Origin of the sequence: Blattabacterium cuenoti BPAA (assembly GCF_000348805.1) — a bacterium.
In the GTDB taxonomy this organism is placed as follows: Bacteria; Bacteroidota; Bacteroidia; order Flavobacteriales; family Blattabacteriaceae; genus Blattabacterium; species Blattabacterium cuenoti_B.
This window is the reverse complement of the sequence record NC_020510.1, coordinates 559235-583854: the sequence shown is the minus strand read 5'-3', so window position 1 is coordinate 583854 and position 24620 is coordinate 559235. Positions and strand designations below refer to the sequence as shown.

General features: G+C 25.4%; 21 protein-coding genes and 1 pseudogene. 14 read left to right on the top strand and 8 right to left on the bottom strand.

The window, feature by feature from the left end; translation table 11 throughout:
* Positions 1 to 258: 258 nt before the first annotated feature.
* On the bottom strand, positions 259 to 1812 hold the full coding sequence (locus BPAA_RS02825) for a hypothetical protein (RefSeq protein WP_015430153.1): 1554 nt from the start codon (positions 1810 to 1812) through the stop codon (positions 259 to 261).
* A 139-nt stretch (positions 1813 to 1951) separates the two neighbouring features.
* Between BPAA_RS02825 and BPAA_RS02820 the strand changes: the two genes are divergently transcribed.
* From BPAA_RS02820 to leuB, 4 genes are read left to right on the top strand one after another with little or no spacing between them, the layout of a single operon-like run.
* Positions 1952 to 3172 carry a 2-isopropylmalate synthase gene (locus BPAA_RS02820; RefSeq protein ID WP_015430152.1) on the top strand — a complete coding sequence of 407 codons (1221 nt, stop codon included), beginning with the start codon at positions 1952 to 1954 and terminating at the stop codon, positions 3170 to 3172.
* Positions 3147 to 4580 (top strand): 3-isopropylmalate dehydratase large subunit, encoded by a 1434-nt coding sequence (gene leuC / locus BPAA_RS02815; protein WP_015430151.1) that lies wholly within the window; start codon positions 3147 to 3149, stop codon positions 4578 to 4580. The genes BPAA_RS02820 and leuC overlap by 26 nt, the downstream gene beginning before the upstream one ends.
* Positions 4555 to 5148, top strand: coding sequence for a 3-isopropylmalate dehydratase small subunit (gene leuD / locus BPAA_RS02810; protein ID WP_015430150.1), 594 nt, complete (start codon positions 4555 to 4557; stop codon positions 5146 to 5148). Before leuC ends, leuD begins: the two co-directional genes overlap by 26 nt.
* Position 5149: 1 nt before the next feature.
* Positions 5150 to 6208, top strand: coding sequence for a 3-isopropylmalate dehydrogenase (gene leuB / locus BPAA_RS02805; protein ID WP_015430149.1), 1059 nt, complete (start codon positions 5150 to 5152; stop codon positions 6206 to 6208).
* On the opposite strand, the gene BPAA_RS02800 is transcribed toward leuB, so the two are convergent.
* Together BPAA_RS02800 and BPAA_RS02795 are read right to left on the bottom strand one after the other, a co-directional pair.
* Positions 6202 to 8859, bottom strand: a complete 2658-nt coding sequence (locus BPAA_RS02800) for a PD-(D/E)XK nuclease family protein (RefSeq protein WP_015430148.1) — start codon at positions 8857 to 8859, stop codon at positions 6202 to 6204. The genes leuB and BPAA_RS02800 overlap by 7 nt on opposite strands.
* Complete coding sequence (locus BPAA_RS02795; protein ID WP_015430147.1) at positions 8840 to 9781, bottom strand: bifunctional riboflavin kinase/FAD synthetase; 942 nt, start codon at positions 9779 to 9781, stop codon at positions 8840 to 8842. The genes BPAA_RS02800 and BPAA_RS02795 overlap by 20 nt, the downstream gene beginning before the upstream one ends.
* 76 nt (positions 9782 to 9857) lie before the next feature.
* On the opposite strand from BPAA_RS02795, the gene atpD reads away from it, so the two are divergent.
* Both atpD and BPAA_RS02785 read left to right on the top strand, forming a co-directional pair.
* On the top strand, positions 9858 to 11375 hold the full coding sequence (gene atpD / locus BPAA_RS02790; protein WP_023469967.1) for a F0F1 ATP synthase subunit beta: 1518 nt from the start codon (positions 9858 to 9860) through the stop codon (positions 11373 to 11375).
* Positions 11372 to 11602, top strand: a complete 231-nt coding sequence (locus tag BPAA_RS02785; protein WP_015430145.1) for a F0F1 ATP synthase subunit delta/epsilon — start codon at positions 11372 to 11374, stop codon at positions 11600 to 11602. The genes atpD and BPAA_RS02785 overlap by 4 nt, the downstream gene beginning before the upstream one ends.
* Here the strand turns inward: BPAA_RS02785 and pdxA are convergent.
* Positions 11597 to 12637, bottom strand: coding sequence for a 4-hydroxythreonine-4-phosphate dehydrogenase PdxA (gene pdxA / locus BPAA_RS02780; RefSeq protein WP_015430144.1), 1041 nt, complete (start codon positions 12635 to 12637; stop codon positions 11597 to 11599). The two genes, BPAA_RS02785 and pdxA, sit on opposite strands and share 6 nt — an antisense overlap.
* Before the next feature lie 48 nt (positions 12638 to 12685).
* Here pdxA and BPAA_RS02775 point away from each other — a divergent pair, with 48 nt between their 5' ends.
* Positions 12686 to 13300 (top strand): riboflavin synthase, encoded by a 615-nt coding sequence (locus tag BPAA_RS02775; protein WP_015430143.1) that lies wholly within the window; start codon positions 12686 to 12688, stop codon positions 13298 to 13300.
* Between the two features lie 15 nt (positions 13301 to 13315).
* On the opposite strand, the gene BPAA_RS02770 is transcribed toward BPAA_RS02775, so the two are convergent.
* Positions 13316 to 14905 (bottom strand): phosphoenolpyruvate carboxykinase (ATP), encoded by a 1590-nt coding sequence (locus BPAA_RS02770; protein WP_015430142.1) that lies wholly within the window; start codon positions 14903 to 14905, stop codon positions 13316 to 13318.
* An 87-nt stretch (positions 14906 to 14992) separates the two neighbouring features.
* Here BPAA_RS02770 and BPAA_RS02765 point away from each other — a divergent pair, with 87 nt between their 5' ends.
* Genes BPAA_RS02765 through BPAA_RS02750 form a run of 4 tightly spaced genes read left to right on the top strand, consistent with a single transcriptional unit; the run spans position 14993 to position 18121 of the window.
* The gene (locus tag BPAA_RS02765; RefSeq protein WP_015430141.1) at positions 14993 to 15256 is read left to right on the top strand and encodes an acyl carrier protein; all 264 of its coding nucleotides are present in this window, start codon (positions 14993 to 14995) and stop codon (positions 15254 to 15256) included.
* 34 nt (positions 15257 to 15290) lie between these two features.
* Positions 15291 to 16544 (top strand): beta-ketoacyl-ACP synthase II, encoded by a 1254-nt coding sequence (gene fabF, locus BPAA_RS02760; protein WP_015430140.1) that lies wholly within the window; start codon positions 15291 to 15293, stop codon positions 16542 to 16544.
* Positions 16545 to 17273: a ribonuclease III family protein gene (locus BPAA_RS02755; protein WP_015430139.1), complete on the top strand. Its 729-nt coding sequence runs from the start codon at positions 16545 to 16547 to the stop codon at positions 17271 to 17273.
* 53 nt (positions 17274 to 17326) lie between these two features.
* Positions 17327 to 18121, top strand: a complete 795-nt coding sequence (locus tag BPAA_RS02750) for an alpha/beta fold hydrolase (protein ID WP_015430138.1) — start codon at positions 17327 to 17329, stop codon at positions 18119 to 18121.
* A 75-nt stretch (positions 18122 to 18196) separates the two neighbouring features.
* Here the strand turns inward: BPAA_RS02750 and aroQ are convergent, their stop codons facing one another.
* From aroQ to BPAA_RS02735, 3 genes and pseudogenes are all read right to left on the bottom strand, one after another.
* Complete coding sequence (aroQ, locus tag BPAA_RS02745; protein WP_015430137.1) at positions 18197 to 18619, bottom strand: type II 3-dehydroquinate dehydratase; 423 nt, start codon at positions 18617 to 18619, stop codon at positions 18197 to 18199.
* A 7-nt stretch (positions 18620 to 18626) separates the two neighbouring features.
* The gene (locus tag BPAA_RS02740; RefSeq protein WP_015430136.1) at positions 18627 to 19343 is read right to left on the bottom strand and encodes a pseudouridine synthase; all 717 of its coding nucleotides are present in this window, start codon (positions 19341 to 19343) and stop codon (positions 18627 to 18629) included.
* 12 nt (positions 19344 to 19355) lie between these two features.
* Positions 19356 to 20281: pseudogene (locus BPAA_RS02735) on the bottom strand (mevalonate kinase family protein).
* A gap of 136 nt (positions 20282 to 20417) precedes the next feature.
* Here BPAA_RS02735 and BPAA_RS02730 point away from each other — a divergent pair.
* The 3 genes from BPAA_RS02730 (at position 20418) to bamA (ending at position 24609) form a co-directional block, all read left to right on the top strand.
* Positions 20418 to 21308 carry an NAD kinase gene (locus tag BPAA_RS02730; protein ID WP_015430135.1) on the top strand — a complete coding sequence of 297 codons (891 nt, stop codon included), beginning with the start codon at positions 20418 to 20420 and terminating at the stop codon, positions 21306 to 21308.
* A gap of 49 nt (positions 21309 to 21357) precedes the next feature.
* Entirely contained in the window at positions 21358 to 22089 is a 732-nt protein-coding gene (gene uppS / locus BPAA_RS02725) for an undecaprenyl pyrophosphate synthase (RefSeq protein WP_041178678.1), read from the top strand.
* A gap of 78 nt (positions 22090 to 22167) precedes the next feature.
* Positions 22168 to 24609, top strand: a complete 2442-nt coding sequence (gene bamA / locus BPAA_RS02720; protein WP_023469965.1) for an outer membrane protein assembly factor BamA — start codon at positions 22168 to 22170, stop codon at positions 24607 to 24609.
* The last annotated feature ends 11 nt before the right edge of the window (positions 24610 to 24620 follow it).

Genomic DNA, 24620 nt, shown 5'->3' with positions numbered 1-24620 from the left:
CTGTAAACAGTTTGTTTTCTATTTTTTCTTTATTTACAAGAAAAAAATCTAAAAACACTCCATATATTTATATATTATGTAGCACAATGAAATTATTTTTTAGTATTTTTGTTTTTTTTTATTCAATCATTGATTGTTATGGGGTGTCTAATTTCTCTTTATTATTGAAATCCTTTATTCATTTTATTTTTTCATATTTTATGATTCTTTTTTTTAGAGTCATATTTTTACTGAATTAAATAATTTTTTTGATTTCAATTATTTTTGATTGTTCTTTATAAATCTTTCCTTGATAATTAATTCTACAGATTTGTTTTCTATTTTTGAATTTAGCCAAGAAATAATATCTAAATACAGAAAAGTTCTTTTTTCATAAGGGTGTTCATAATATTTAACTAATTGATCTCTTAATTTTTTAAAATGATTTTTAATTTGATGTGGGTATACATTTCCCAAATTTTGAAAAAAATGAATAATTTTTTTTTGCACAACATACCAATCATCCATTTGAATAAAAAATTTATATGTAGATCGAATTTTTCGATCCATATTTTCATCTAATCCACTTTCGTAACACGCAATTAAATATAAAAGTCTGGAAAAACATTGTAAATCTTGTCGTAAGTTTTTTTTTTTATTTTCCATAATTTTTGATAAATATAGAATGGTATTCTTATTATCTCCACTACCAAAATATAAACAAGCAATTTTATAATAAAGAATCATAATATAATGAGAATCCAAACGATTAGATATTTTGTTAAGTTCTATAAATAATAATGGAATTACTTTTTTAACTCCTTCCGAAAACCTTCCTTCCATATAATGTTTGTTGATACGGTTAGTATATGTATACATAAAGATTAATATCTTAGTATTTCCATTTATCAGTATCTCTCCATTCTGGACTTCTTTTTCAAATTGTTGAAACACATGAATAAATTTTGAATAATGATTCAAATAAAATAAAGTATCTAACAAGTAATGGTATCCTTTTAAATAACTTACAGGAGCTATTTTTTTCGCGTTTTTATGATTTTGAAACAATTCAACCCATTTAGAAGATGATCTATAGCACATGATGAAATCTTGTCGGATGTAATGATACCACACTTGAGCTTGATATAAAAATAGTTTTTCGTAAAAACTAAGTTTATTAATATCGAATTTTGGTAGATTTGTACGAAAATATGTTTCTATAAATATTTTATCTTTTTCGTTTCTGACATATCCTACTTTTAAATATAAACCATATAATTCTAAAGATAGACTAGATAATGCATTATTGCATTGAATTCTTTCAATTAATTCTTTTGATTCTTCAGATAATTCTACATATCTAGAATAAAGACTTCTAGTTATATGTTGAGATTCTATCATTTTTTCAAATTCTACTAATTCTAAAAGAATAGTATTAGATTCATAAGATTTAGCAATTATTTTTGCTTTCTTTAATAATTTTAGACTTTGTATATATAAGCCTTTATTGTACAAAATTTTAGAAAAATCTAAATACTCACGGATTTTTATATCATGGTTTTCTACAGGATTTTGTAGTTTTTTCAGACTAATCAATATTTGTTTATATAAATGGGCTTTTATATTAGATAATTGTTCTTTTTTGATAGGGGCTTTTTTGAATATTTTTTTTTCGTTATAAACATTCATTTTTCTCATAATTTCGAATAGTTTCATGAACTTAGTGCATTTGTTTCTTTTTATTCGATTTGCATAAAGTATAAAATTTCTTTTTTCAGATTTTGATAAAGTTCGAATTAATAAAAAAAGATGATCTGATTTATAATTAGACATTGTAATTTTATAATGATATATTCTTTGAATAATAGAAAGATATAAAATAATTTTATTAATTAGATATTGTAAGTATTATAATAATTTATTTCTATTTTCTTTTTGAAAAAAATAGTTTTGATGAAAATTATCCAATGATATGGAAAAAAATAGAATACATATTTTTGATACGACTTTGCGAGATGGAGAACAAGTTCCAGGATGCAAATTAAATACTATAGAAAAAGTAAAAATTGCTAAAAAATTAGAATTTTTGGGAGTAGATGTAATCGAAGCTGGATTTCCTATTTCAAGTCCAGGAGATTATCAATCTGTTCAAGAAATTTGTAAATCTGTTTCAAATACAGTAGTTTGTGCCCTATCTAGAGCCGTAGAAAAAGATATAGAAATAGCGGGAATTGCATTAAAATATGCAAAACTTCCTAGAATTCACACTGGAATAGGAACTTCACATTATCATATTCGTTATAAATTTAATAGCACTCCGGAAAAAATTATAGAAAGAGCTATACATGCTGTTAAATATGCAAAAAAATATGTAGAAGATGTAGAATTTTATGCTGAAGATGCAGGACGTACAGAAAATGAATTTTTAGCAAAAATTTGTGAAAATGTGATCAAATATGGAGCAACAGTGATTAATATTCCTGATACTACAGGATATTGTTTACCAGAAGAATATGGGTATAAAATACGTTTTTTAAAGGAAAATGTAAAAGGAATTCATAAAATTATATTATCAACTCATTGTCATAATGATTTAGGATTGGCTACAGCTAATTCATTAGCTGGTCTTATGAATGGAGCAGAACAAGTAGAGTGTACTATTAATGGAATTGGAGAAAGAGCAGGAAATACTTCTCTAGAAGAAATTGTTATGATTATTAAACAAAATAATCATTTAAATTTATTTACTCATATTAATACAAAATTGATTTCTTCTATGAGTCATTTGGTATCAAAATGTACGGGAATGAAAGTACAAGCTAATAAAGCTATAGTAGGAATGAACGCTTTTTCTCATTCTTCTGGAATCCATCAAGATGGAATCATTAAAAAAAGAGAAACTTATGAAAGTATAAATCCAGAAGACGTTGGAATAGATCAATCTTCAATAATTCTTACAGCTAGAAGTGGAAGAGCCGCTTTAGCTTATCGGTATAAAAAATTGGGGCATTTTTTGAAAAAAAATTCTTTAGATTTGGTTTATTCTATTTTCTTAAAATATGCAGATGAAAAGAAAGAAATTACTGATATGGAATTGAAAACAATATTAGAAAAAGCGAATTTGAATCACAAAAAAAATAATAAAGTGTTGAATAATCATCATACAAATGATAGAAGAATCAATGTCCTATAACAATGTTAAAAAATCATTATTTGATAAAGTATGGGATTCTCATATTATTAAAAAATTAGAAAATGAAATATATGTTCTTTATATAGATATACATTATATACATGAAGTGACGAGTCCTCAAGCTTTTTTAGAGTTAAAAAAAAGAAAATTATTTATTTTTAGACCAAATCAAATCATAGCAACGGCAGATCATAATGTTCCTACAATTAATCAGCATTTACCAATTTCAGATTTTTCATCTAGAAAACAAATTAACTTATTAACAGATAATTGTAATCAATTTGGAATTACATTATATGGATTAGGAGATAAAAATAATGGAATAGTTCATGTAATTGGTCCTGAATTAGGTCATACTTTACCTGGTATGACTGTAGTTTGTGGAGACAGTCACACTTCTACTCATGGAGCTTTTGGATGCATTGCTTTTGGAATTGGAACCAGTCAAATTACTATGGTTATGGCTAGTCAATGTTTATTGTTATCTAAGCCTAAACAAATGAAAATCCAATTGAATGGAAATTTAAGAAAAGGAGTGACACCAAAAGATGTGATTTTATATATCATATCAAAATTAGGAGTGGATGCTGGAGTCGGATATTTTATAGAATATACGGGGGCCGCTATTAAAAAAATGAGTATGGAAGGAAGAATGACTATTTGTAATATGAGCATTGAAATGGGAGCAAAAGGTGGACTAATCGCTCCAGATCAAATTACTTTTGATTATGTCAAAAAATGTAAAAAGTTCCAAACGTTAAAAGAAATAAAAAAGAAAAAAATTATGGAGTATTGGAAATCTTTAAAGTCCGATGACAATACAATATTTGATCAGGAACATGTATTGAATGCTGAAGATATTGAACCAATGATAACATATGGGACAAATCCTGGAATGGCGATCAAAATATCTGAAAAAATTCCAAAATTAAATATAGACAGTAAGTCTTTGTCTTATATGGATTTTTCATTAGGTGAATCTTTGATAGGAAAAACGATAAATTACATTTTTATAGGAAGTTGTACTAATTCTAGAATAGAAGATTTAAGATTAGTGGCTTCTATAATAAAAGGGAAAAAAAAAGCAACTCATGTACGAGTGATGATTGTTCCTGGATCAAATCAAGTAATCAGACAAGCTAAAAAAGAAGGATTAGATAAGATTTTTAAAGACTCTGGATTTGACTTTCGTCAGCCAGGATGTTCTGCTTGTTTAGGAATGAATGAAGATAAGATTCCTTCAGGAGAATATTGTATTTCCACATCTAATAGAAATTTTGAAGGAAGACAAGGGCCAGGGTCTCGTACTTTACTTACTAGTCCTTTGACTGCAGCTATTATAGCTATTGAAGGTAAAATTGTAGATATTAATAAATATATTCATGAAAAAATTTACGATGTTAATTAGTCAGGCTGTTCCATTATCTATAGAAGATGTTGATACGGATCAAATTATACCTGCTCGTTTCTTGAAAGAGATTAGACGTGAAGAATGTGTAAAAAATATTTTTATGGATTGGCGTTATCAAGAAGATGGGTCCTTAAATAAAAATTTTATATTAAATGATTCTAATTTTCATGGAAAAATTCTTTTATCAGGAAGAAATTTTGGATGTGGTTCCAGTAGGGAACATGCTGTATGGGGGCTTTTTGATTATGGATTTAGGGTGATAATATCTAGTTTTTTTGCTGATATTTTTAAAGAAAATGCATTAAATAATGGATTATTAACGATAGAAGTATCAAAATCTTTCTTAAAAGAATTATTTCATGCAGTTGAAAATAATCCAAAAACTAAAATAAAAGTTGATTTAATTAATCAAAAAGTAACAATGTTAAAAACAGGAAAATTTGAAAAATTTTATATTCATCCGTATAAAAAAAATTGTTTTATAAATGGTTATGATGATATAGATTTTTTGATTTCTATTAAAAATGATGTAAAAAATTTTGAAAAAAATAGAATATTTTTTTAATATGATAAAAAATATTTCTGTAATAAAAGGAGATGGAATAGGTCCTGAAGTGATAAAACAAACCATAAAAGTTTTAAATTCTATAGCCATAAAATATGGTCACGATTTTCATTATAAAAATGCTTTAGCTGGATCTAAAGCTATAGAAAAATTTGGAAATCCTATGCCAGAAGAAACTATAAATAATTGTTTAAAATCAGATGCTGTTTTATTTGGTTGTATAGGAGATCCAAAATATGATCAGAATCCAATAGGAATGAGACCTGAAGATGGATTGTTGAAACTCAGAAAAAAAATGAATTTATATTGCAATATTCGTCCTATATTCGTCTTTCCTAAATTAGATATATCTCCTATAAAAAAGGAATTATTAAATGAAATTGATTTTGTTATATATCGTGAATTAACGGGAGGAATTTATTTTGGAAAAAAAGGTCGTTGTAAAAATGGAGAAAAAGCTTATGATTATTGTATTTATTCTAAAGCAGAAATTGAGAAAATTGGGGAAAAAGCTTTTAAAGCGGCTCTTCTTCGTAAAAAAAAAGTAACATTAGTGGATAAAGCTAATGTATTAGAAACTTCTAGATTGTGGAGAGAAGTGATTCAAAAAATATCGTTAGATTATCCAGATATTGATCTAGATTTTTTATATATAGACAATGCATCTATGCAAATTATTATGAATCCTAAAAGATTTGATATCATTTTAACGGACAATATGTTTGGAGATATTCTTTCGGACGAATCAAGCGTTTTAACAGGGTCTTTAGGATTACTTCCTTCGGCTTCTATAGGGAATTATAAATCCATGTTTGAACCTATTCATGGATCTTATCCTCAAGCGAAAGGAAAAAATATTGCAAATCCTTTAGGATGTATTCTTTCAGGTTCTATGATGTTAGAATATTTTGGAATGTATAAAGAAAAAAATCTTTTAGATGAAGCGGTGAAAAATTCTATTGAAAAAAAAATCTGTACCCCAGATATTATTAATTCAGAATTATCTTCTACTACTGAAGAAGTAGGAAATTATATAAAAAATTATATTATAAATCAATAAATTTTTTCTATAATTGGAATACTAGGATCGAGTATATCAGAAATTCTTTTAATCAGAAATGGAAGAACGTTTATTTTATAATTTTCATATGTGATGTTTGTTTTTAGAATACGAAAAATATTTATGGGAATTTGTAATATATCTCCATTCATTTCGGGAGAAATAATTCCTATAATAGGAGATTCTTTTTTACTTCCTTTCAATATGGAAGATTGAAACCATAAGTAAACATAAACCAGCAATTGCATGGTATTTACATAATTTGTATCATAAAAAATATTTTCAATATTTTTTAAAGAAACATTAATTTCTTTAATTTTTGAAAATCCTATCTTGTAATCAAGAATACGAGTTTTTCCATCATACTCATCTATACGATCTATAATACCATGTAATTTTATTTTTTTTGATCCGATATTTAATATCGAAGACACTTTTCTTTCTATTTCCTTTATAAAAATTTTATGTCCGCGTCTAACAAATTTTTCATCCCATGAAATGAATTTTTTTACATAATTTTTTATAATACAATAAAAAAACATGTTATTTCCTTCAATGATTTTTTCTTTTTCTAAAAGAACTTTTTTTACAATAGATTCACAATCTTTTTTCATTTCATGGATACAATCAATTGTCATAAAATTTTCTTTTATAGGCTCATACAAAATTTTTAATATTTTATGGATAATTTTTCCTATTTTTTTTTTGTAAGATATTTTTTCTGGATCTCTTAACTTAAGGATTTTCTTATAATAGAATAGAAGAGGATTATAATTATATAAATGAATAGAAGAAGGGGATAATCCTTTATTGACTAATTCATGCAAACACCGAATTATAGATTTGGTTTTATCAATTACAATAGGAAGTCTTTTCGAATTTAGAGGAAAAAATGGTTTTTTTATTTTTTCGGTTGAAATTTTAGAATTTATTTCTATTCTATGAATAAAACGACTTTTTTCTCCAGAATTAATTTCATCTGGTTGATCTTTATATATTAAATATGTTTGTTTTGAAAATTGAATAATTCTTGTTAAATGATGAAAATAAAAAATTTCATGAGTATTATTGATCTGTAATTTTTTTTCCATATCAAATGGAATAAAAGAACTGTTTTTATTATTATAATTCGGGGGAATCACTCCTTCATTAAAGGATGTAATGATCACAACATCAAAATTTTCTAAAAAAACATCTATAAAACCTGTTACATATAATCCTCTTCTTCTATGTTTACGTATATATCGTATATTTTCTGTATGAGCAAACTCTTCATATATGTTAAATACATCATTAATTTCTAAAGATAAATTTTTAGTTTTTCTAACTATGATTCTGAATTTTTGTATATAAATTTCTAGTTTAGAAATAAAAATCAATTCCAAAAAATGTTTTCTTCTATTCGTTAATAGCAATTTTTTTAATTTTCTAATAAAACTAATAAGACTTATAAGAATCATTTTGATATCATTAGTTTGAATTTTAAAAATAATCCACAAGTCATTTCTGTATAAATATTTTTTTATTTCGTCTTCGAAAAGAAAATCAGAATCATTTTCGATACTTAATTTTTTTAAGATTGAATTTTTTTTTAAAAAAAATTTTTGTATATATCCGTCGGATAATACTTTGATCACATCTTTTCTAGGAAATTTTTTGAATTTCTTTTTTTTTAACAGTAATTGGAATATGAAATAAAAAGTATAATAAATAGGAATATTATTTAATGAACAATCTATATTAAAAAATATATTAATTCCTAATTTTTTTATAGAATATGCTAATGGAATCGTCAAATTTTGATCTCCTGGAATTAGAAGTATTTTATTAGGTTTTTGATTTTTTTTGATCAATTTGCATATGATATTTTTTACAGTTTTCACTTGTTCTATTTCTTTTGAAACACCAATAATTTTTAAATTCTCATATTGTGAACATGTTCTTGAATTTAAAAGCCTTCTTTGATTCAAAGATTCTAAAGTGAAAATTGAAATATTTTTTCCACATAAATCATAAACTAATCCTTGTTGAATAATTTTTTTAGTAAAAATTTTTTCACATTGATTCAAAAATGCAATATTCTGAACGAGAAATAATACAATTTTTGTATCTAAATTTTTAGACAAGAAAGAATCTAAACAAGAGATTGCTGTTTTGAAAAGCATTCCATGATAAGCAATTCCTTTTTTGAAGAGTTGAGATTGTAAAATATAATAATACTCATGAATTTTTTCCCAAAAAAAAAATTTTTCTTGTTTCAAAAAATCAAGATTCCATTTATTTATTTTTTCTGTAGAAATAATAGAAGAAAAAAAATGTTCAACATTAACCATATTAAAATCTATATTCTGAAAATCATTTAATATTTTAGGTCCCCAATTAAAAAAATCGTGAAATTTTTTTTCTATAAAATCATCTTTTTTTAAAAAAGAAAAAAAGTAAAGCAGTATTGAATGATGATCTAAAATTTTTAGTCCAGAAATAGTTTCAAAAAATTTTTCTATCGTAAAAAATTTAGTTTCAGAACTAAATTTTGAACTGTATTTATTTTGAATATATTCTATAACAGTAGAAGTTTTTGAGATGAAAATAATCTTATGATTTAAGTTTTTAAATATATCCTTAATAATTCTATCTATTTTTTTTTTCATGATAAAAAAATTTCTGTACATTCATTTTATCTATATATATTTGTTTTTTCAATTCTTGGATAGAATTAAATTTTTTTTCTTCACGGATTATACGAATCATTAAAATATCTATTTTTTTTCCATATAGATTTTCAAAAAAATCGAATATATGCACTTCTATCTTTATTTTTCTATTTTTTTTCTCTAGAGTGGGATTTATTCCTATATTTAACATTCCTGAATACATGTTATTTAAGTAATTAATTTTTACAGCATAAACACCCTTTTTGGGAATCAATTTTTTGGAGTCTACTTGTAGATTTGCAGTGGGAAAATTAATCATTCTTCCTATACCTTTTCCTTCTATGACATTTCCAGACAATGTATAAAAATATCCCAAAGCTTGATTTGCCCATTGTATATTTCCTAATAAAAGAGATTTACGTATGTGAGTGGAACTCACTATTTTTTTTTTTAGTTTGTAAGGGCTTACTTTATAAACTTTTATTCCATAACTATGAGATAGTTTTTTTAATTCTTCGTAAGAATTATCTCTATTTGTTCCGATACGAGAATCGTATCCAGTAATGATTTTTCTAATTTTATATTTAGGATGTAATATTTTTTTTAAAAAATCTTTTGTTCTTAATCTTGAAAAATTGATAGTAAAAGGATGAATAATCAAGTGTTCTATTCCTGTTTTTTTTAAATTATATATTTTTTCAGAAAGAGTATTTAAATAAAAAAATTTTTTATCAGAATTTAATATTTCTTTTGGATGTGGATGAAAAGTGAGCAGAACGGAACAATATTTTTTTCTAGATCTAAAAATTAAATTTTTAATAATTTCTTGATGTCCTATATGAACGCCATCAAAAACTCCAAGTGTAAATACACATGGATCGAAAGAAGAAAATTCATCAATCAATGAATAAATTTTCAAAATTTTGTCTTTTTTTCTCTTACATTTACAATTGCAAATATAATTCTATCAATGTTTAAAAAAAAGGAATTTTATGATGCATAAAAAAAAATTTAGGGGAATAATTACTCAAATTATAGGACCAGTAATTGATGTTTCTTTTAGAGAAGAATCTTATCTTCCTAAAATTTATGATGCTTTGGAAGTCCACTCCTCTTCTAAAGAAAATAAAATTGTATTGGAAGTTCAACAACATATAGGAGACCGTCATGTTCGTTGTATATCTATGGAAATAACGGATGGATTGAAAAGAGGTCAAGAAGTTTATGCATTAGATCAACCGATTTGTGTTCCTGTAGGGGAATCTATTAATGGTAGGATATTCAATGTTATAGGAGATTGTATAGACGGATTAGAAGACTTAGATAGATCTAAAACTAAACCGATTCACAGTGAATCTCCTGCATTTGTAGATTTGTCTACTAATACAGAGATTTTGTATACAGGAATTAAAGTGATAGATTTAATAGGACCTTATCCTAAAGGAGGAAAAATTGGATTATTTGGTGGGGCAGGAGTTGGAAAAACTGTATTAATTCAAGAGTTGATTAACAATATAGCAAAAGAACATGGAGGAAAATCTGTTTTTGCAGGAGTTGGAGAACGATCTAGAGAAGGGAATGATTTGTTAAGAGAAATGTTAGAATCTGGAATTATAAAATATGGAAAGTCTTTCATGGAATCAATGAAAAGAGGGTATTGGGATCTTTCTAAAGTAGACAAAGAATCTTTAAAGGAATCTAAAGCTGTTTTTGTTTTTGGTCAAATGAACGAACCTCCTGGAGCCAGAGCAAGAGTAGCTTTATCCGGATTAACATTGGCTGAATATTATAGAGATCAATATGTAGAAGGAAAAAAAGGACAAGATGTCTTATTTTTTATAGATAATATATTTCGTTTTACTCAAGCTGGATCAGAAGTTTCAGCGTTATTAGGTCGAATTCCATCATCAGTAGGATATCAACCTACTTTATCATCTGAGATGGGTTCTATGCAGGAAAGAATAACTTCTACAAAAACAGGATCTATCACTTCAGTACAAGCCGTTTATGTTCCTGCAGATGATTTAACCGATCCGGCCCCTGCTATCACATTTTCGCATTTGGATGCAACTACCGTTCTTTCCAGAAAAATAGCATCTTTAGGAATTTATCCTTCAGTAGATCCTTTAGATTCCACTTCACGTATTTTATCTCCAGATATAATAAATGAAAATCATTATAATTGTGCAGAAAGAGTAAAGAAAATTTTGCAGAAATATAATTCTTTACAAGACATTATAGCTATTCTCGGAATAGAAGAATTAAGTGAAGAAGATCAATTAATAGTTTCTAGAGCTAGACGCGTTCAACGTTTTTTATCTCAACCGTTTCATGTGGCAAAACAATTTACGGGAATAGAAGGAGAATTTGTAAAAATTGAAGATACTATAAGAGGATTTAATATGATCATAGATGGAGAGTTAGATGATATTCCAGAGTCTGCTTTTAATTTAAAAGGAACCATTGAACAAGTTATAGAAAGTGGAAAAAAAATGTTGTCTATATATTCATGAAAATCAGAATTATTAGCTTTCATAAAATTTTGTATCAAGGAAATATAATTTCTATTATAGCTCCTGGAATCCAGGGATATTTTCAAATATTAAAAAATCATGCTCCATTTATTTCTATATTAAAAAATGGTTTTTTAAAATTGGAATCGAAAGATATAAAAAAAGAAATTAAAATAGAAGGAGGTATTTTACAAGTGAATAAAAATATGATTCTTGTAATTTTATGATAATCTTGATAAACTGAATTTCATATATTCTTTTCTATTTTTGAATATTTTTATAGCATTAAAAATCGCTTCTTCAAAGGAATTTTCATTGGCAATTCCTTTTTTAGCTATATCATAGGCTACTCCATGATCAGGAGATGTTCGTATATGGGAAAGTCCAGCTGTAAAATTGACTCCTTGATTAAAAGTTAGGGTTTTAAAAGGAATTAAACCTTGATCGTGATACATAGCTAGAACAGCATCAAAATTTCTATAGTTTTGATTTCCAAAAAAACTATCTGAAGGATAAGGTCCAAAAATTAACCATCCTTGTTTTTGAAATAAGTTATCAATAGCTGGTTTAATTTTTGTGTTTTCTTCATTCCCTATTAATCCATTATCACTTGAATGAGGATTACATCCCAAAACCGCAATTTTGGGTTTTTCTATAGAAAAATCAATGATAAGAGATTGATGTAAAATTTTAATTGATTTTATTATTTTTTTTATATTCAATTCTGAACTTACCTTTTTTAAAGGTAAATGATTGGTTACTAAGGCGATTTTTAAAATGTCATGAATCATAAACATTAAGGATTCTCCTTCTAGAACATTTTGTAGATATTCAGTATGACCGAAAAATGAAAAATTTTTGGAATTCATAGATTTTTTATTAACTGGAGCTGTTACAAGTACATCTATTTTCCCTTCTTTTAAAGCTTTTACAGCTTTTTTTAAAGATAAAATGGGATATTTTCCCGATTCAGGATGATTGATTTTTATAGATTCGAATTTAATGTCTTCTTTCCATATGTTAAATACATTGATTTTATAATCAACAACCTCTTTAAAATTTTTAATTTCTCGTATATTATTGATTTCCATATTTAAAATTTTTTTATAATAAAAACATAATTTTTGTGATCCAAATAATATTGGAGTGAAAAAATCTAAAATTTTTTTTTTGCAACATACTTTCAAAAAAATTTCGATTCCTATTCCGTTAATATCGCCCGTGGTAAAACCAACTTTAATTTTTTTTTTTCTATAATTCATACAAAATAGAATATTTAATTAATTTGATAACAATTATTATAAATTATTATGTTTACTGGAATTGTAGAATGTACTGCAAAAGTACATCAATTAAATCGTGAGAAAAACAATCTTTGTATCACTTTCAATAATCCATTTTTAAATAAAAAAATTCAAATCAATCAAAGTATTTGTCATAATGGAATATGCTTAAGTATTATGAATATTAATAAAAAAACTTATTCAGTCATAGCTTCTGAAGAAACTTTATTATGTACTAATTTAAATTTTTTAAAAATTCAAGATGAAGTCAATTTAGAAAGAGGGATGATGTTGCATGAAAGGTTAAATGGACATATAGTTCAAGGACATGTAGATACAATTGCTAGGATTATTAAAATAGAAAATAGAAATGGAAGCTGGCTCTTTTTTTTTAAATCTAAAATAAAATTGAATCATAGAATTGTAAAAAAAGGTTCTATTGCCATTAATGGAGTAAGTCTTACTATAATAACATGCAATCAATATATTTTTAACGTATCTATTCTTCCTTATACTTATGAAACCACCAATTTTCATCAAATGAAAATTGGTGATATGGTAAATGTAGAATTTGATATTTTAGGAAAATACATTCACCAATCTATCCAACGATATTGGAAAAATAATAGAAAAACATTCTAAATAAATAGACTTATTTTATTCTAAAACAGGTTCTCCATATGAGATAATACTTTTATCTATATCTTGTCTGTATCTATCAAAATGTTGAATAAATTTTTTTGCGAGTGTTCTGACTTGATTTTGATACATTTTTTCATTTTCCCATGAATTTTTTGGATTCAAAATAGTAGAAGAGACTCCTGGACAATATTTCGGAATTTGAAAATTAAAAATAGGATATTTTTCGTAAGGAACTTCTAATAAAAAACCATTTAAAACATTTTGAACGATTTTACGTGTATCATTTAATTTAATTCTAGATGATCCATATGACTCCCCTCCCGATATTAATCCGGTGTTGATCATCCAAACATTTATTTTAGTATTCTCTAATTTTTTCATGAACATTTTTGTATACTGAACGGGATGTAAAGGCATAAATGGTGCTCCAAAACAAAAAGAAAAAGTAGATTTTGGTTCTTGAATATTTAATTCAGTACCAGCTACTTTAGATGTATATCCTAATAAAAAATAATAAGAAGATTGAGCTCTATTCAGTTTAGCTATAGGTGGTAATACTCCAAAAGCATCATATGTTAGAAAAAAAATATTCTTTATATTAGAAGATAATAGTTTTTTTTCAATATTTTCTATAAAATAAATGGGATAGCTTATTCTTATATTTTGAGTAATGGAATCATTTAAAAAATCTACTTCTCTAGTTTTTGTTTTGAGAAAGACATTTTCCAACATGGCTCCTTTTTTTATAGCATGATAAATCATTGGTTCATTTTTTCTAGAAATACCCAATATTTTAGCATAACATCCTCCTTCAAAATTGAAGATAATATTATCATAAGTCCATCCATGTTCATCATCTCCAATCAAATTTCTATTAATATCATTAGAAATAGTAGTTTTTCCTGTTCCAGATAATCCAAAAAAAAGAGCTGTATCTTTTTTTTGCTTTCCTATATTTGCGGCACAATGCATAGGAAAAACATTTTTATACATAGGAAGTATAAAATTTAGAACAGAAAATATAGATTTTTTAATTTCTCCTGTATATCCGGATCCTCCAATCAGAATGATTTTTTTAGAAAAATTTAAAATAGAAAAATTTTTATTTCGTGTTCCATCTTTTATGGGGTTAGCCTGAAATCCTGGAGCACAGAATAATAACCAATCTGGTAAAATTCTTTTCAATTCTTGAAATCTTAAAAATAAATTATGAATAAATAAATCAGACCATGGATATTCACTAATAGAACGAACATTTAATTGATAACGTTTATCGGAACAAAGATATCCATCTCGGATATATAAAGTTTTTCCCGATAAGTATCGGGTTATTTTTTGATATAAACAATCAAATTTTTCTGAATCAAAAGATTGATTAAATTTTTCATCCCACCAAACTTTTTGTTCTGTTATTTTATCTTTTACAATAAATCTATCTTCGGGAGATCTTCCAGTGAAAGAACCTGTATTTATAGCTAAAACTCCTGATTTTGTTTCAACTCCCATTTTTTTTCGGATAATGATTTTTTGTAATTCATCAGGCGTCAATTGCCAATTGTATGAAGAATTCAAAATTCCATAATTTTCTATAGAAAAAGAGATCATATGTCATGTACTATTTATGCATAAAGCAAATTTATGCATGATTTACAAAAGTTTACTAATTTTGTACCATAAAAAAATTATGAATCTATGTCTGATATCGCATCTAAAGTCAATGCTCTTATTGTAGAAAAATTAAACGTAGAAGAAAGTGAAATCACTCCTACGGCAAGTTTTACCAATGATTTAGGAGCAGATTCCTTAGATATAGTAGAACTCATTATGGAGTTTGAAAAAGAGTTTAATATTAGTATTTCAGATGAAAAAGCTGAAAAAATCACAACAGTAGGGGAAGCCGTACAGGCTATAGAAAATATTTTGATAGAAAAAAAAATGCAGAATAAAAAAAACTGATTATACAGATATTTTATGTATGAATGGATAAAATATGGAGGAATTAATTAAAAAAAAAGTAGTGGTAACTGGTATCGGATCTATTACTCCTATAGGAAATACTGTAGAGGAATATTGGAAATCTCTTGTTCTCGGAAAAAATGGGTGTGCCCCCATTACTTATTTCGATACTAAGAAATATAAAACTAAATTTGCTTGTGAATTAAAAAATTATGATTCAAGTGTTTTTTTTAATAAAAAAGAAAGACGGAAATTAGATCCTTGTGCACAATATGGGATAGTCGCTTCTGAAGAAGCGATCAAAAATAGTGGAATCAATTTTTCAAAAGAAAAAAGAGAAAGAATAGGAGTGATTTGGGGATCTGGAATTGGAGGGCTTTTAAATTTAGAAGAATCTATTTCTGATTATGTATATGGAGGAAAATATCCTAAATTCAGTCCATTTTTCATACCAAAAATGCTTATAGATATTACTGCTGGGTTAATTTCTATGAATTATGGTCTTCATGGTCCAAATTATGCAACGGTATCTTCTTGTGCTTCATCCTCTAATGCAATTGTAGATGCTTATCATCTTATTTGTTTAGGAAAAGCGGATATCATCGTTACTGGAGGATCTGAAGCTGCAATTACACAAAGTGGAATAGGAGGTTTTAATGCATTACATGCATTATCTACCAGAAATGAAGATTATAAAACAGCATCACGTCCTTTTGATGAAAACAGAGATGGTTTTGTATTAGGAGAAGGAGCAGGATGTCTTATTCTTGAAGAATATCAACATGCTCAAGAAAGAGGAGCCAATATATATGCGGAAATAGGAGGAGTAGGTCTATCTGGAGATGCTTATCACATGACAGCTCCTCATCCAGAAGGAATAGGTATTATTTTTGCTATGAAATCAGCTATTCAAGATGCAGGTATTCAATGTAAAGAAGTTGATCATATTAATTCTCATGGGACATCTACTAGATTAGGAGATATTGCAGAAATAAAAGCGATTCAAGAAGTATTTCATGAAAATATACATAATATCAATATTAATTCTACAAAATCTATGACAGGACATTTATTAGGTGCAGCTGGAGCAATAGAAGCAATAGCTTCTATTCTTCCTTTAACAAAAGGAATTATTCCTCCAACTATCAATTTATTTCATATAGATAAAAATATAGATCCGAAAATTAATTTAACTCCAAATCAAGCAATAAAAAAAGAGGTAAAAATTAGTATATGCAATACGTTTGGCTTTGGAGGACATAATGTTTGTATTTTATTTAAAAAATAAATGTTATCTGAAAATAGGACTTTTTTTGAACAAAATGACTCTTCTATCTTAGTTGGTATTTTAATAAAAATATTAGGATTTTGTCCAAAAAATACAAAATTTTTAAAAGAAGTATTCATATATAGTTTTTATACAAAAAAAAAGAATTTCAATCAAAATTATTCTCTTAATTTTCAAAGATTAGAATTTTTAGGAGATGCTGTATTAAATTCTATAATATCACATTTTTTGTGTAAAAAATTTCCTGAAAAAAAAGAAGGAGAGTTAACTCAAATACGATCCAAAATCGTATGTAGAAGAAATTTAAATGAAATTTCTAAAAAATTAACTATTTCAGATATTTTTTTCGATAAATCTATTATGATATCTGAAAATATACTTGGAAATACACTTGAAGCTTTAATAGGCTTTATTTATTTGGAAGGAGGATATCAAGAATGTGAAAATTTTGTACATAAAAAAATATTACATCCTCATGTGAATATTGAAAAGTTACAAAATGAAATTTTCAGTTATAAAGTATGGATTCTAGAATGGTCTCAAAAAAATAAATTTTTTATAAATTTTAAAACTTTTAGAGAAGATCAAAATCAAAATAAAATTATTTATTTATCTGAATTTACAATATCAGAATGTGGAATTCAAACTAAAGGAATAGGTTCTTCAAAAAAAAAATCAGAAGAAATGGCAGCTAAAGAAGCTTACTTTATTGTTCAAAAACGAATGTAAAAAAAGACTTTAAAACAGACACAAAATAAAAAAAATAAAATCGTTATGATATTATGTTTCATATTATTGATAATAATAAAAACAAATTTCCTCATATAAAAAAAGGGGAAGGTCATCCTTTGATTTTGCTTCATGGATTAATGGGAGGATTAAGTAATTTCAAAGCTATTTTGGATTTTTTTCCAAAAAAAGGTTATCAAGTTATCATTCCTTCATTACCTTTTTATAATATGCCATTGTTTTTGACTAATATTTTTAACATTTCTCAGCATGTAATCCAATTTTTAATAGAAATAGGAGTTAAAAAAGCTACTTTAATAGGAAATTCTATTGGAGGACACATTGCTTTAATCATAGCAAAAAAAAAAATAGATTTAGTTCATTCTTTGGTTTTAACAGGAAGTTCTGGATTATTTGAAAAAGCTTTTGGAGATGCTTTTCCTAAAAGAGAAAATTATGAATATATCAGAAAAAAATCACAAGAAGTATTTTATAATCCTAATATAGCGACTAAAGAATTAGTAGATGAAGTTTTTCATATTGTAAATGATAAAAAAAAAGGAATTAAAACTTTATATATTGCAAAAAGCGCTATGAAATATAATATGTCCAAAGATTTATCTATGATTCATCAACCTATTTGTTTAATTTGGGGTAAACAAGATAATGTAACCCCCCCAGAAGTAGCAAAAGAATTTCACAGATTATTACCTCATTCAGAATTACATTGGATAGATAAATGTGGACATGTTCCTATGATGGAACATCCAAAAATATTTATAGAAATATTAGGAAAGTGGCTTTCTAAATTTGATTTTAATCATGAAAATTTTTTATGTAAAATTTAAAAGTAGTTTATCAATTAGTTTTTGATTGATTCTTTTCCTGAATAATAAATATGTTTTTTTTATTAGTGGCCTTCTTTATAAAAAAAAACTCATTATTCCTAATTCATAAGATTTTAATCCAAAACCAAAAATTGTTCCGTGACAAACAGGAGAAAGAAACGATTTTTTTCTAAAAGATTCTCTGGAATAAATATTAGAGATATGAACTTCTATAACAGGAGAAGAAATAGATTTGATGGCATCAGCAATGCCTATAGAAGTGTGAGTATAAGCTCCTGCGTTTAGAACAATTCCATCCGATTTGAATCCTACAGAATGTAGGATATCTATAATTTTTCCCTCACTATTATTTTGATAATAAATTATTTCTATATTAGAAGACAGTTTTTTTCTTAATTTTTTGATATAATCTAAAAAATTTTCATTTCCGTATAATTCAGGTTCCCTAGTTCCTAAAAGATTTAAATTAGGACCATTAATAATAATTATTTTTTTCATGAAAAAATTATGATTTAGTAACAATATTTTCTATTTCTTCTTTATTTAAAAAACACCAATTTCCTATTTTAAGATTTTTTTTGGAAAGTCCACCAAAATTAATTCGATCTAATCGAATAACTTTATAATTTAGTTTTTTAAATATTCGTTTAATGACTCGATTCCATCCTATGGATAATCCGATTTCTATTTGATTTTTAGCGTTTTTTTTGTTTTTTACAAAACAAACTTTTACTTTTCCTTCTTTTAGATAAATTTTCTCTTTTCTTATTTGATCTAAATCTTCACTTTTAATTTTTTTATTTAATGATACATGATATATTTTTTTTATATGATATTTAGGATGAGTCAATTTTTCAGCTATATACCCGTCATTTGTTAGAAGTAAAACTCCTGTAGTATAAAAATCTAATCTTCCTACAGGAAAAATTCTATATTCAGATAGACAGGGAATTAAATTCATGACTGTTTTTCTGTTAAATTGATCTTTTGTAGTAGTAATAAAACCTTTAGGTTTATTGAGTAGTATATAAATTTTATTTTTAGATTTAATTTTTGATCCATGAAATTTAACAATATCATCTGTATGAATTACAGTTCCTAATTTGAAAACCGGTTTTCCATTGACTTCTATTGCTCCAGATTGAATAAGTTTATCCGCTTTTCTTCTGGAAGAAATTCCTGCATTGGACAAGTAATGATTTAATCTAATTTTATGATGCATAAAAAAAATGAATTAAAAACGAAAAAGGACTTCCATGGTGTATTTTTTCAATTCTTTTCTGGATAAGTCATAATTTGGTGTAAAACCTAAAAGGAAACCTCCTCCTCCAGAACCACATAATTTTAAATAATAAATATTATTAAATATTCCATCCTCCCATATTTTCAAAAAGTTTTTAGAAATCATGGGACGAAAATGATTCAAAACCCAAATAGATAAAAATTTAACATTTTCTAACAAAATTTTAAAATCTTCTTTTAAAAAAGATTCAATACATTTTTCATTATATTTTATAAATTCTAAAAATAAAATTTTTTTGAAATTATCCTGTTTCAATTTTCTAAAAAAAAATTGAATCATAGAATCAGTTTTACTAGGAATTCCAGAATTTAATAAAAAAACAGCTCCTTTTCCTTGATGTTTTTTTGGTATACCGATTATAGAAATATCGGTTTCGGATCGAATGAGTAAAGGTTGGTTTAAATAACAAATCAAAGGATCTATTCCAGAACTTTTACCATGAAAAAAAGATTCCATTTGGCTGAATATTTTTTTTAATATTATAAGATTTGTTTTCAAACATCCTTTTAATTTATTTTTTGTGTATTTATCATAAATAGCAGCGACTAATGCTCCAGAGCTTCCCACTCCATATCCTTGAGGAATATTTGAATGAAAAAATATTCCATTTTGGATATCTTGATTTAATTTCTTTAAATTTAGTTTTGTTGAAATTTGTTTTTTTTTTCCAAAATAGATAAAAAATTATAAAATTTCTTAATTTCATAATTGGAACGTAAAATATTTTTATTGAAATTAGAATAAATTTTTAAAGTACCTTTGTAAATCTCATGAGGAATAGAAAGTCCACTTGAATTTTTCAAAATTCCATATTCTCCAAATAACAATACTTTTGCGGGAAACAAAGATTCTTTCATTTTATGTTTTTTTTTATTTTCTCAGAAACACAAATTTATAATAAAAACTATTTATTTTACTTGATTAAACATAATCATCATAATAAAACAACTAATTTCGTAAATCTTTCAATTTGTTGTTAAGAAAATATTTCAAATGAAAATAGCCGTATATGGACAAAAACTTTGCAAAAAAAATATACCATATTTTAATCAGTTCATGGGCTATGCATCTAGTCATTCCATAGAAATCCATATTGAAAAATCATTTTTTCATATATTGTCTTCCTTTGAAGAATTCAAAAATTTAGATTTTCCTGTTTTTTCTCATTATAAAGAATTAATAACTCAAGATTTTAGTTTAATGTTTACTTTTGGAGGAGATGGAACCATTTTATCCGCTATTACATTAATTAGGGATTCTGGGATTCCTATAGTTGGGGTTAATACGGGTAATTTAGGTTTTTTAGCGACTTTTAATAAAGAGGTTTTTGTCAAAAAAATAGATCAAATTTTTAATAAAAAACTTCATATAATGCCAAGAAGTTTATTATCGTTAGAAACCTCTATAATGGGTCATCATAATAAATTTTTTAATTTCGCATTAAACGAAATCGTTATTCTTAGAAAAGAAATGGTATCTATGATCACTATAGATGCTTATATAGATAATGAATTTTTAACTTCTTATTGGGCAGATGGATTGATTATTTCTACTCCAACTGGATCTACTGGATATTCTCTAAGTTGTGGAGGTCCTATTATTGGTCCTGAAAATAAAAATTTTGTTTTGACACCTATATCTCCACATAATTTGTTTTCACGTCCATTAATCATATCGGATCATCAAAAAGTTTATTTAAAAATACATAGTCGTGTAAAATCTTATTCTTTATCTATGGATACAAGACTAACTTCTTTAAATCAAGAAAATGAATTATACATACAAAAAGCTCCTTTTTATATATATCTCCTTCAAGAAGGAAAGAATACATATTATAAAACATTGAGAGAAAAACTTTTATGGGGAATAGACCAACGAAATTGAATGTGAAAAATCTATTCTATCTTTGTAAAAGATGTTTTCTTATTTTTGTATGAAAAAATTATTAGAGAAAATAAATTATAATAATATACCTAATCATGTAGCTATTATTATGGATGGAAATGGTCGTTGGGCTGAAAAGAGAGGAAAATTAAGAACATTTGGTCATGAAAAAGCAATACAATCTGTAAAAGATGTAATAAATGGATGTAAGGAATTAGGAATTCCTTATATAACTTTATATGTCTTTTCTTTAGAAAATTGGAATAGACCTAAACAGGAAATAGATAATTTAATGCGTTTGTTTCATACTAATTTGAAAATTTCTTTAGAAGAGATTCATGAAAAAAATGTGAAAATTATGACGATAGGAAAAATCGAAAGATTTTCTGAAAAAATTCAAAAAGAATTACTTTTTTTCATGAAAAAAACAAAACATAATACATCTGTTACGCTAATTTTAGCGTTAAGTTATAGTTCGAGAGAAGAGATTGTAAGAGCAACAAAAAATATTGCTGAAAAAGTATGCAATGGTTTGTTTTCATTACAAGATATAGATTGTTCTTTTTTTCAAAATCATTTGTATACTAAAGATTTTCCAGATGTAGATTTAATTATCAGAACAAGTGGAGAACAACGTATTAGTAATTTTTTACTTTGGCAATCTGCTTATGCAGAGTTATATTTTACAAATATTTTATGGCCTGATTTTAGAAAATCAGATTTTTTCGAAGCTATAATAAATTATCAAAAAAGAAAACGTCGTTTTGGAAACGTAAAATAATTTTTTGCATTCATGAAAAAAAACATCTTTATAAGCATCATTTTTTATTTATTGATAATAATAATGCAACTACAAAAAGTGTACTCATTTCCTGTTAACAATGAAATTTCTTCTATTACAAAGGATAAAAATATTTTTTTTATTGTAAAAAAAATACATGTTATAGGAAAAACAAAATATGATAGTCGTTTTATTTCTGAATTATCAGGAATTTCTCCTGGAGAATCAGTTGATAATTATGGAATCAAAACGGATCATGCTATAAGAAAATTGTGGAAGAGTAATCTTTTTAGAAAAATATCCATTTATAAAAAAAATCTGTATAAAAATGAAATTGATTTATTTTTTGAATTGGAAGATTTAGAAGAAATTCATGAAATAAAAGTAAAAGGAATTCAAAAAAATCAATTTTCTACTATAAAAAAAATAAAAATTGGAGATAAAATTTCTGGTGATCTGATTCAGACTGTCAAGAATGAGATCCAAGATCATTATATAAAAAAAGGATATCATGAAATTGATATAAAAAGTAAAATCAACAAGAATCATAACAATAAAAACGTACTCTGTTTAGATATAGATAAAGGAAAAAAAATTGAAATAGAAGAAATATTATTTGATGGAAATCAAACCATTCAAGATAAAGAATTACTTAACATAATGAGTAGTAAAACTCAAAAAGAATGGATTTCTATAATCAAAAAACCTCTTTTTGTTCAAGAAAATGTAAGAAACGATCTAAAAAATATTATGAATCAATATAAATCCATGGGTTTTATTGATGTTCAAGTCTATTTGGATTCTGTATGGAAAAAAAAATCCGGAAATTATGGAATAAAAATAAAAATCATAGAAGGAAAAAAGTATTATTTAGAAAACGTTCATATATTAGGAAATAAAAAGTTAAAAACAGATTTATTAAATCAAATTTTTTTTTATAAAAGGGGGGAGGTTTATAATCAAATTGGGATTAAAAGAAATATTTTAAATCCTTCTTTTCCTGATAGTATTCTATATGCTTATTTAAATTTAGGCTATTTATTTGTGGATATTACTTTTATAGAAAAAAAAATTTTTGATAATAAAATAGATTTGGAAATTCAAATAAAAGAAAATCAACCTGTATACATAAACAAAGTTGTCATATTAGGGAATTCGATAACTAAAGATCATGTTATTAGAAGAGAATTAAAAACATATCCGGGAGATCTTTTTTCTATTGATAAAATTAAATATAGTTTATTACATTTAGAGAATTTAAATCTTTTTGAAAAAATATATTATGAAATCAAACCAAACAAAAAAAATGGATTAATAGACATAGAATGGCATGTTTTAGAAAAAAATACTAATGAATTTCAGTTTCATGGAGGATTTGGAGGAAAAGATTTTAGAAAAATTATTGGAAATTTTAAGTTAAATTTTGGAAATTTTTCTATTCGAAATATTCTTAAGTGTAATTTAAGGAATCCTATTCCTCAAGGAGAGGGACAAAAATTAATTATTCAAAGTCAATTAGGAAAAGATTTTACATCTTATGGATTTTCTTTGACAGAACCTTGGATAGAAAAAAACCATCCTACTTCTCTTACTTTGAAAAGCAAATATTCTACAAAAAAAATAGAAAACAAAGAGGATTTAGATTTCTTATATCAAGTATTACATAATGATACTAAAATATCACATGAAGAAAAGTCATTTTTAAAAAAAATAGGTATTTCTGTTGATTTAAATAAGTCTTTAGTTTTTTTAGATCCGTATTCTAAAATTTTAACATCTATAGATTATGAAACATTTATTTATAAAAAGGAAAATTCTTCTGAATTAGATCAAAAACGGAAAATCAATAACCTCAGTTATTTAATTTCATTACAAAGATTTTCAACGAAGCCGGACATGATTTTTCCATTTCAAGGATCAAATATGGAATTGAATAGTGTATTTACTCTTCCATATTCCGTAATGATTAAAAATCATAAGGAATGGATAGAATATTTTAAATTAAAAATTATTTTCTTTTGGTATCGGAAAATTATGAATAATATGATATTGAAAACAGGAGGAGAATTAGGTTATTTAGGACAATATAATGATTCAAAAGAATTATTTTCGTTTCAAAAATTTTATATGGGTGGAGGATATAGTAATTTATTAGAATCAAAATTCTATGATCTTGATCATATTCCATTAAAAGGATACTCTTCAAAAGATTTCCTTTTTAACAATGGAGGTAAAATTTATAATAAACTTATTTTAGAGATTCGTTATTTAATTAAGAATTTATCAACTTTAAAAGTTTGGACAACTTGTTTTATGGAAGGAGGAAATATTAGTGATTCTTATCAAAAATTTAATCCATTAATTCTAAATAAATCTTTTGGATTTGGATTTCGTTTGTTTTTTCCTCCAATCGGTTTTTTAGGGATAGATTTTGGATATCCTATAGATCATGATATTGTTCATCATGGGTTAAGGACATCAAAATGGAAAACACATTTTATAATAGGAAAAGATTTGTAATTTAATACGAA